This is a genomic window from Streptomyces apricus, assembly GCF_008369065.1.
Lineage (GTDB): Bacteria > Actinomycetota > Actinomycetes > Streptomycetales > Streptomycetaceae > Streptomyces > Streptomyces apricus.
Genome location: NZ_VDFC01000043.1, coordinates 234,001 through 242,967, shown reverse-complemented (window position 1 = coordinate 242,967; position 8,967 = coordinate 234,001). Strand labels below are relative to the sequence as shown.

8 protein-coding genes are annotated in these 8,967 nt (G+C 72.6%); all 8 read right to left on the bottom strand.

From position 1 onward, the window contains the following. Positions 1-1,797, bottom strand: a 1,797-nt coding sequence (locus tag FGF04_RS19225; protein ID WP_408055644.1) for an ArnT family glycosyltransferase, incomplete at its 3' end; no start/stop codon positions are given. Positions 1,798-1,872: 75 nt separating this feature from the next. Continuing rightward, a complete protein-coding gene (locus FGF04_RS19220) occupies positions 1,873-3,396 on the bottom strand; it encodes a bifunctional glycosyltransferase family 2/GtrA family protein (RefSeq protein ID WP_149512548.1) in 1,524 nt (507 codons plus the stop codon). A gap of 14 nt (positions 3,397-3,410) precedes the next feature. Then, positions 3,411-5,066 (bottom strand): sensor histidine kinase, encoded by a 1,656-nt coding sequence (locus tag FGF04_RS19215; RefSeq protein WP_149512547.1) that lies wholly within the window; start codon positions 5,064-5,066, stop codon positions 3,411-3,413. A gap of 53 nt (positions 5,067-5,119) precedes the next feature. Continuing rightward, on the bottom strand, positions 5,120-5,860 hold the full coding sequence (locus tag FGF04_RS19210) for a response regulator transcription factor (protein ID WP_210881354.1): 741 nt from the start codon (positions 5,858-5,860) through the stop codon (positions 5,120-5,122). A gap of 245 nt (positions 5,861-6,105) precedes the next feature. After that, on the bottom strand, positions 6,106-7,050 hold the full coding sequence (locus FGF04_RS19205) for an amidohydrolase family protein (RefSeq protein ID WP_235882398.1): 945 nt from the start codon (positions 7,048-7,050) through the stop codon (positions 6,106-6,108). Positions 7,051-7,156: 106 nt separating this feature from the next. Next, entirely contained in the window at positions 7,157-8,023 is an 867-nt protein-coding gene (locus FGF04_RS19200) for a DUF2797 domain-containing protein (protein ID WP_149512545.1), read from the bottom strand. Positions 8,024-8,070: 47 nt separating this feature from the next. Continuing rightward, positions 8,071-8,628: a DinB family protein gene (locus tag FGF04_RS19195; protein ID WP_149512544.1), complete on the bottom strand. Its 558-nt coding sequence runs from the start codon at positions 8,626-8,628 to the stop codon at positions 8,071-8,073. A gap of 125 nt (positions 8,629-8,753) precedes the next feature. Continuing rightward, the coding region (locus FGF04_RS19190; protein ID WP_149512668.1) for a transposase at positions 8,754-8,967 on the bottom strand (214 nt) is incomplete at its 5' end.

Genomic DNA, 8,967 nt, shown 5'->3' with positions numbered 1-8,967 from the left:
GAGCAGACCGCCCATCCCGCCACCGCCTCCGCCGCCCATGCCGCCACCGTCACCGATGCCGCCGGCCGTACCGCCGCCGGGCTGCGTCCGGCCGTTCTGCTGGCCCTGCTGGCCCTGCTGACCGTTGCCGTTCTGCTGGCCGCCGCCGGGGAAGCCGCCGGTCGGGGGCTGGCCCATGCCGCCGCCCTGCTGGTTCTGGCCGGTGCCGCCCGGCCGGTTGCCGCCGGGCATACCGCCACCGCCGCCACCGGGGCCGCCACCCATGCCACCGCCGCCCGGTCCGCCGCGACCGCCCGAGACCGCGGGACCCGCGGTGACGATCGAGCCGCTGTGGCCCTCGTTCAGCGTGGTCAGCGTGTACGCGGTCGGGCCGGCCAGCGCCGCGACGAAGCCGAGCCCGACCACCCCGAGGGCCAGCCGGCGCCCGAGCCGCGCGATGAAGACCAGGCCGAGCGCCGCGACCAGGCCGCCCACCAGGACCAGCCACTTGAGCCAGGGCAGGTAGTCGGTGGAGCGGTTCAGCAGGACGTAGCCCCAGGCCGCGGTGGCCGTCGCGGCGGCCGCCATGGTGAGCGAGACCCACATCCGGCCGCGCTCCTCCCACAGCATGCTCGCGCCCATGCCGACCACGGCGGCCACGTACGGGGCGAGGGCCACGGTGTAGTACTCGTGGAAGATGCCCTGCATGAAGCTGAAGACCACCATGGTGATCAGCAGCGAGCCGCCCCAGGCGAGGAACGCGGCCCGGGCCGTGTCGGTCCGCCGCGCCTTCCAGGTCAGCGCGACGCCCGCGGAGAGCAGGATCAGCGCGGCCGGGATCAGCCAGGAGATCTGGCCGCCGATGGAGGAGCCGAACATCCGGTCCCAGCCGGTCTCGCCCCAGCCACCACCGCCTCCGCCGCCCCCGACGCTGCCGGTCTCCTCGCCGTTGATGCGGCCGAGTCCGTTGTAGCCGAAGGTGAGTTCGAGGAACGAGTTGTTCTGCGAGCCGCCGATGTACGGGCGGGAGGACGCGGGCCACAGCTCGACCAGCGCCACCCACCAGCCGCCCGCGACGACCATCGCGAGGCCGGAGAGGAGCACCTGCCCGATGCGCCTGCGCACGGTCGTGGGTGCGAAGACCGCGTAGAGGATCGCGAGGGGCGGCAGGATCAGGAAGGCCTGCAGGGTCTTCACCAGGAAGGCGAGACCGACGGCCACGCCCGCCCAGACCAGCCATTTCGTCTGCGCCTTCTCCATGGCGCGCAGCACGCAGTACACGGTGGTGGCCATCAGCAGGGCGAGGGCCGCGTCCGGGTTGTTGAAGCGGAACATCAGCGCGGCGACGGGCGTGAGCGCGAAGACCGCCACGGTGAGGAGGCCGGCCCCGGCGCGGAACCGGCGGCGCACGGCCCCGTACAGCACTCCGGCCGTGGCGACGGCCATGAGGACCTGCGGGAACAGGATCGCGAACGAGTTCAGGCCGAACACCCGCACCGACAGGGCCATCGGCCACAGGGAGGCCGGGGGCTTGTCGACCGTGATGGCGTTGGCCGAGTCGAGCGAGCCGAAGAAGAAGGCCTTCCAGGACCGGCTGCCGGCCTGGGCGGCCGCGGAGTAGAAGGAGTTGGCGTACCCGGAGGCCGTGAGGTTCCAGGTGTAGAGCGCGCCGATCAGCAGCAGCGCGCCCAGGAACGCGGGGCGCACCCAGCGGGCGTCCTCGGGCCGCCCGCGCCACAGGCGGCGTACGAAGGGCTGCTCGGGCCCGCCGTCCGCGGAGGCGGGGCCGAGCAGCCCTTCGTACCGGGGCGACCGGATGTCCGGTCTCCCCGTCGGCGGTTCCCGTACCCGCCGGGTACTCGTGACCCGCCGGGTACTCGTGCTGGGTCGTCGTCATCGTGCGTCCCTCGGATCGTGGTCGGTCGGGCGCACCGGCTGCATCCGCATGGTGGCGTCCCCCCAGGTCTGGTGGTCGTACGAGGAATCGCCCGCGCGGTACGCGGAGTCGCCCGTGCCGTACGGGAAGGTGCCGGTGCCGTACGCGGAGTCGCCCGTGCCGTACGCGGACTGCTGCGGCGCCGTCGCGTAGACGGGCGACGCGGGTCCGGCCGATGTGGGGCCGGGGCCGGTCGGCGCGGTGGGTACGTGCGAGGCGACGACCGTCGACGGTGACGCGTCGTGCCGGTCCGGGAACACCCAGGCCCGGAAGAGCAGGAACCGCAGCACGGTCGCCGCGAGGTTCGCGACGATCAGGACGGCCAGCTCGGTGGCGTGCGCCGGTTCGGCCGTCGCCGCGTTCAGGGCGGCGAGCGAGCCGCTGGTGAGGACGAGTCCGATGCCGAAGACGACCAGCCCCTGCGCCTGGTGCCGTACGGCCCCGCCCCGGCCGCGTACGCCGAAGGTCAGGCGGCGGTTGGCCGCGGTGTTGGCGACCGCCGAGACGAGCAGGGCCAGCGCGTTGGCGACCTGCGAGCCCGAGAACGTACGGAAGCCGCTGTAGAGCACCAGGTAGAACAGCGTGGACAGGGCGCCCACGACGCAGAACCCGACGAGCTGGCGGGCCAGGCCTTTCGGCACGCCGCTGATCTCACGGTCGCGCGGGTCGTCGCCGAACGGCCGGGCAAGCCGGTCGAGCGCGAGCGAGCCGGTGGCGAGGGCGCGTCCCACCCGCCACACGCCCTTGAGGTCGTCGGTCGCGGTCTTCACGATGTGCACGGTGGAATTCGGGTCGTCGACCCAGTCGACCGGCACCTCGTGGATGCGCAGCCCCGCCCGTTCGGCGAGGACCAGCATCTCGGTGTCGAAGAACCAGCCGGTGTCCTCGACGAGCGGCAGCAGCACCTGCGCGACGTCGCGCCGGATCGCCTTGAAGCCGCACTGCGCGTCGGAGAAGCGGGCCTGCAGCGAGCCCCGCAGGATCAGGTTGTACGTACGGGAGATGAACTCCCGCTTGGCGCCGCGCACCACCCGCGAGCTGCGGGCGAGACGCGAGCCGATCGCCAGGTCCGAGTGGCCGGAGATCAGCGGGGCGACCAGCGGAAGCAGGGCGTTGAGGTCGGTGGAGAGGTCGACGTCCATGTAGGCGAGGACCGGGGCGTCCGAGGCGGACCAGACGGTGCGCAGGGCCCGGCCGCGACCTTTCTGCTCCAGCCGGTACGACCGGACCTCGGGCAGTTCCGCCGCCAGCCGCGCCGCCACCATCGGGGTGGCATCCGTGGACGCGTTGTCCGCGACCGTGATGCGGAACGCGTACGGGAAGGTGCGGGAGAGGTGCTCGTGCAGTCTGAGCACACACGGCCGGAGGTCCTTCTCCTCGTTGTAGACGGGGATCACTACGTCCAGGACAGGCGTTCCGGCGTGTCCGGCCGGGAGGTGCTCCCGCGCCGGCAGGGTGCCGGGAGAAGGTTCGGTTTGCATGACGACGACTGTCGTCAAGCGCCCTGTCGCACCCATGTGGTCGTGCTGTGCTGTGCCTGTGAGTACGGTTGTGAATCCGTTTCGGACATGAACGCCTGATGAGAGAAGGGCCCTTGGGGCGGCGTCAGGGCCGGCAGGTGCACGGTGAAGACGGTGCGCCCGGGGACGCTGTCGACGGTCACCGCGCCGCCGTGCGCCGTGGCCACGGCCTGCACGATGGCGAGCCCCAGCCCGGTGGAACCGGAGGCGCGCGAGCGCGAGGAGTCGCCCCGCGCGAACCGTTCGAAGACGTGCGGCAGGAGGTCGGGCGCGATGCCCTGCCCGTCGTCCTGGACGTCCACGCACACCCAGGTGCCCTGGCGGCGCACGCGCGCGGTCACCGTCGTACCCGGGGGTGTGTGCGTACGCGCGTTCGCGAACAGGTTGACCATGACCTGCTGGATGCGAGCGGCGTCCGCCAGCACGAGGGCGGGTTCGTCGGGCAGCTCCAGCCGCCAGTTGTGCTCGCGTCCCGCGGCCCGCGCGTCGCTGACGGCGTCCACGACCAGCGGGGAGAGGTCGGTGTGCTCGTAGCTCAGCGGGCGTCCCGCGTCGAGGCGCGCGAGCAGCAGCAGGTCCTCGACCAGGCCCGTCATCCGCCCGGCCTCGGACTCGATCCGGCCCAGCGCGTGCCGGGTGTCGGGGCCGGTCTCCTCCCTCCCGCGCCGGGTGAGCTCGGCGTACCCGCGGATGGACGCGAGGGGTGTACGCAGCTCGTGGCTGGCGTCCGCCACGAACTGCCGTACGCGCGTCTCGCTCTCCTGGCGCGCGTGCAGGGCGCCGTGGACGTGGTCGAGCATGCGGTTGAGCGCGGCGCCGACCTGGCCGACCTCGGTGTGCGGGTCGGTCTCGGACTCGGGGACGCGCTCGTCGAGGGTGACCTCGCCGGTGTGCAGGGGCAGTTCGGAGACGCGGGTGGCGGTGGCGGCGACCTTGCGCAGGGGCCGCAGGGCGACGGTGACGATGGTGGCCCCGGCGATGCCGGCGGCGATGAGCCCGGCGGTGGTGACGCTCACCTCGACGATGACCAGGGTGTTGATGGTGCTGGTGACCGTGTCGGTGGGCAGGGCGACGTAGAAGCTGCCCTTGCCGCCGCTGACGTACGTGACGCGGTACTCGCCCAGGCCCGGGATGTCGACGGTGTGCTTGCCGGTCTTCGGCACGGAGCCGAGGGCGGCCTGCGCCGCCTCGCTGAGGTTCTTGGGCGCCATCCTGTCGAAGGCGCCGCCGGTGGACTTCTCCACGGCGACGACCGCCCTGGTGATCCCGCCGTCGGCACCGACCTCGGCGGCGACGGTGTCCTTCTGCGTCGGGCCCCTGGTGACGAAGTCGTCGAGCCGGTCCCCCGCCGAGGAGTCGCCGGAGCCGGTCGATCCGGCGGACGGGCCCTCGTCCGGGATCCTGGGCAGCTGGCCGGGCGGCAGTCCTCCGACGCGCCCGGCGGCCTCCGCGACCTGGCCGTCCAGCTGGGTGTACAGGTGCTGCTGGAGGGCGATCGTGGTGACCGTGCCGATCACCGCGCACACCACCGCGATCAGCGCCACCGCCGAGACGACGAGCCGTGTGCGCAGGGTGCGGGGCTGCCGGCGCCGCTGCGTGCGCGGGGCCCGGGACTGCCGGCGCCCTCGCATGTGCAGGACCCGGGACTGCCGGTGCCCCTGCGTCCGCGGTCGTCGTCGCCCGCTCACGACGTCGCGGGCTTGATCAGGTAACCGGCTCCGCGCCGTGTGTGGATCATCGGCTCACGGCCGGCGTCGATCTTGCGGCGGAGGTAGGAGATGTACAGCTCCACGACGTTGGCCTGGCCGCCGAAGTCGTACGACCACACGCGGTCGAGTATCTGCGCCTTGCTGAGCACCCGGCGCGGATTGCGCATCAGGAACCGCAGCAGCTCGAACTCGGTCGCGGTGAGGTGGATGCCGTCACCGGCGCGCGACACCTCGTGGCTGTCCTCGTCCAGGGTCAGGTCCCCGACGACGAGGACCGAGTCGGAACGGCGGTCGGCGGCGCCGGAGCGGCGGATGAGGCCGCGCAGCCGGGCCACCACCTCCTCCAGGCTGAAGGGCTTGGTGACGTAGTCGTCGCCGCCGGCCGTCAGGCCCGCGATCCGGTCCTCGACGGCGTCCTTCGCGGTCAGGAAGAGGACGGGCACGTCGGGCAGCTCCCGGCGCAGCCGGCCGAGGACGGCGAGGCCGTCCATGTCGGGCAGCATCATGTCGAGGACGACGGCGTCGGGCCGGAACTCGCGCGCGGTCTGCACCGCACCGGTCCCGTCGGCCGCGCTGCGGATCTGCCAGCCTTCGTAGCGCAGGGCCATGGACAGCAGCTCGGTGATCGACAGCTCGTCGTCCACCACCAGCACGCGGACGGGGCTCCCGTCCGGCCTCAGCAGTTCGGTGCGCCCCTGGGGCGAGGTCGTGGTCATGGCCAACACAGTGCTGCGCGGTTCTGAGAGCACGCTTTCCCGGACCTGTGAATCCCCTGAGAAACGCACAGGTGCCTCTCAGCGAACACATGGCTGCTCCCTGCGGTGTCCGCGAGCCGCGGTGTCCGCGAGCCGCGGTGTCCGCGGGCCGGGGTTCCCACAAGCCGGGGTTCCCACAGGCCGGGGTTCCCACAGGCCGGGGTTCCCGCGGGCCGGGGTTCCCGCGGGTCGGGGAGGCCGGGGCCTCAGTGCCCGAACAGCCGTGCCCCGTTGTCGTGGCAGACCCCCCGGAGCCACGCCTCCCCCAGCCCGAGCCGCTCCAGCGCGCGCAGCTGGTGCAGGTACGGGTAGGGGATGTTGGGGAAGTCGCTCCCGAACAGGATCCGGTCGCCGAGCCCGGCCAGACGGGGGAGCGCCCGCCGGGGGAAGGGCGCCAGCGCCTCGCTGAAGTCGGTGAACGCCATCGTCGTGTCCAGCCGCACCTCCCCGTACCGCTCGGCGAGGTCCAGGAAGTCCTCGTACTCCGGCATCCCCAGGTGCGCGATCACCAGCCGCAGCCGCGGATGCCGCGCCAGCACCCGCGCGACCGGCTCCGGCCCGGTGTGCTTGCCGGGCGCGGGGCCGGAACCGCAGTGGATCACCACGGGCGTCCCCGCCTCGGCCAGCACGCCCCAGGCCGCGTCGAGGAGTTCGTCGGCCGGGTCGTACGCCCCCACCTGGACGTGCGCCTTGAAGACCCGCGCCCCGTCGTCCAGCGCCTCGCGCACGTACGCCGCCACGCCCGGCTCCGGGAACAGCGTCGCCGTGTGGAGGCAGTCGGGGGTCCGCCGGGCGAAGTCGACGGCCCACCGGTTGAGCCACTGCGCCATGCCGGGCTTGTGCGGGTAGAGCATGGCGGTGAAGGCCCGTACCCCGAACTCCCGCAGCAGGCCGACCCGTTCGTCCTCCTGGGCCCGGTAGGTGATGGGCCACTCGACCCCGCCGGTGAGCGGTCCGAGCGCGTCGAAGTACGCCCAGACCTTCTTCAGGACCGCCTCGGGCATGAAGTGGGTGTGCACGTCGACGAGCCCGGGAAGCCCGAGCCCTTCCCAGAACCGCCGTACGTCACGGACCTCGTCCCGCGCCGCCCGGTGCCCGGGGTGGCTCCGCGAGGACGGAGGGACGGGAGCATGCGGCAGCTGACGGCTCATGCCGCCCACTCTCGATCAGGCGTCCACGCCCCGTCCAGTGCCGGCCCCGAAGGCGGACCCGCACGGAGCCACGAGCGACCGGTACCCCGGCCGGACGCCCGCCCCCTCAGAAGAGCCCGCCCTGCACACCCCCGAACTCCCGCACCGGCACGGTGACGTCCCCGCCCCGCTCACCAGTCCCGGTGAGTTCCCATCCGGTCATGAGGCGTGTGTCGAGCACGACGACCCCGCGCCGGGTCCGCAGGTGCAGATCGGGTCCGGCGGCGGCGACCAGCTCCCCCCGTACGACCCCGCCCGGTACGAGCTCGCCGACGACGGCGGCGGCCGGCGCGAGTCCGTCCAGCCCGAACGCACCGGTGTGGTCGACCGCTTCGAACGGCATCCGCTCCAGGGCCTCCGGCCACCGCTCCAGCCCCACGGCCCGCGCGTGCAGCTCCCGGACCTCGGCCTCCCGCACCGCGGCTGCCGGCAGCGCGCTGCGTACGGCCCGCTTGGCGTCGTACGCGATCCGGTCCGGCACCCCCAGCGCGCTGCGCAGCAGCTCCTCGCTGCGCCGGGCGGACATCAGGGGCCCTCGCCCCAGCCAGGTGAAGACGACGGCTCCCTGCTCCAGCAGCCGGGCCGACCCGCGTTCGACGGCGGTGATGCCGACCTTGACCATCCCGGGTCCGAACCACGCCAGGTAGACGGAGTAGGGGCGGGGGTCGTCGGGGACGGTGTCCGCGGCGACGGAGTGCGCCCGGTCCAGCCGCGCACACTCCTCGCACCGGGCCCCGACACTCCGCCCGGACACCGCGGCGCCCAGCGGGCAGCTGTTCCCCCGTGCCCCCACGCACCGCCGTCCGCCCCCGTCGACAACGGCGAACGCGACCTGCTTCCCCCACGGCCACGCACTGCGATTCCCCCCGTCCCACACGAGCACGGGCTCCCGCCCGACCCAGCGAAGCCCCGCGCATCTCCACACCTGTGCCATCACCGACGAGCGTAGGGGCCACCACTGACAACGACGGCTGGGACCGACTACCCCATGCTTTTGGCACCGTCGAGGGACTCGCGGATGATGTCGGCGTGACCGGCGTGCTGGGCGGTCTCCGAAACGATGTGCATCAGGACCTGTCGGACCGACCACTGCGCGCCGGGTTCGTTCCACGGGGCCTTCGGCAGCGGCCACGTGGCATCCAAGTCGGACAGAGAGGCCACCAGTTCATCGGTCCGGCGGGCCACTTCCGCGTAGTCGGCCAGCACACCGGCCAACGTCTCCTCGGGCAGCAGCCGGAACCCGTCCGCCCGGTGCGCCCGGTCGGCGTCGGTCATCTCCGTGAAGTCCGGCATGGACGACGGGCCGTTCAGGATGAAGTCCCCCCAGGCCCGTTCGGCCTCCGTGACGTGCTTGATCAGACCGCCGAGGCACAACTCACTGGCGGTGGTACGCCGACGGGCCTGTTCGTCGGTGAGACCGCGAGCCGTGAAGCACAGGAAGTGCCGGTTCTTGGCCAGCACCCCGAGCCAGTCGGCGCGCTCACCGGTGACCACCGGGCGCTCGTCCAGGCCGCGGGTGGTCTGCTCGTCACCAGTCATGATCTCCGCCTTCCAGCGTTCCCGTTCCGTCGGGAACAAGCTAGAGATCATGTAGGTCGGAACCTGTCCTAAGGGTTGTCCCGTAAATGATCTACGGCATGCTCGGTGACCTGCTGGTTTCTGCGTCACCCGGCGAGGGCGAGGTTGTGCAGGCGGGCGATGCCGAGCGTGGCGTGGTGAACGCCGTCGCCTTTCAGGCGGCAGTCGCGGAGGATCTTCCAGCCCTTCATGCGGGCGAAGACGTGCTCCACGCGGGCGCGGACCTTGCGGTGCGAGGCATTGTGTTCCTCCTTCCAGGCCGGGAGTTCGGCCTGGCCCAGGCCGGGAGTTCGGCCTGGC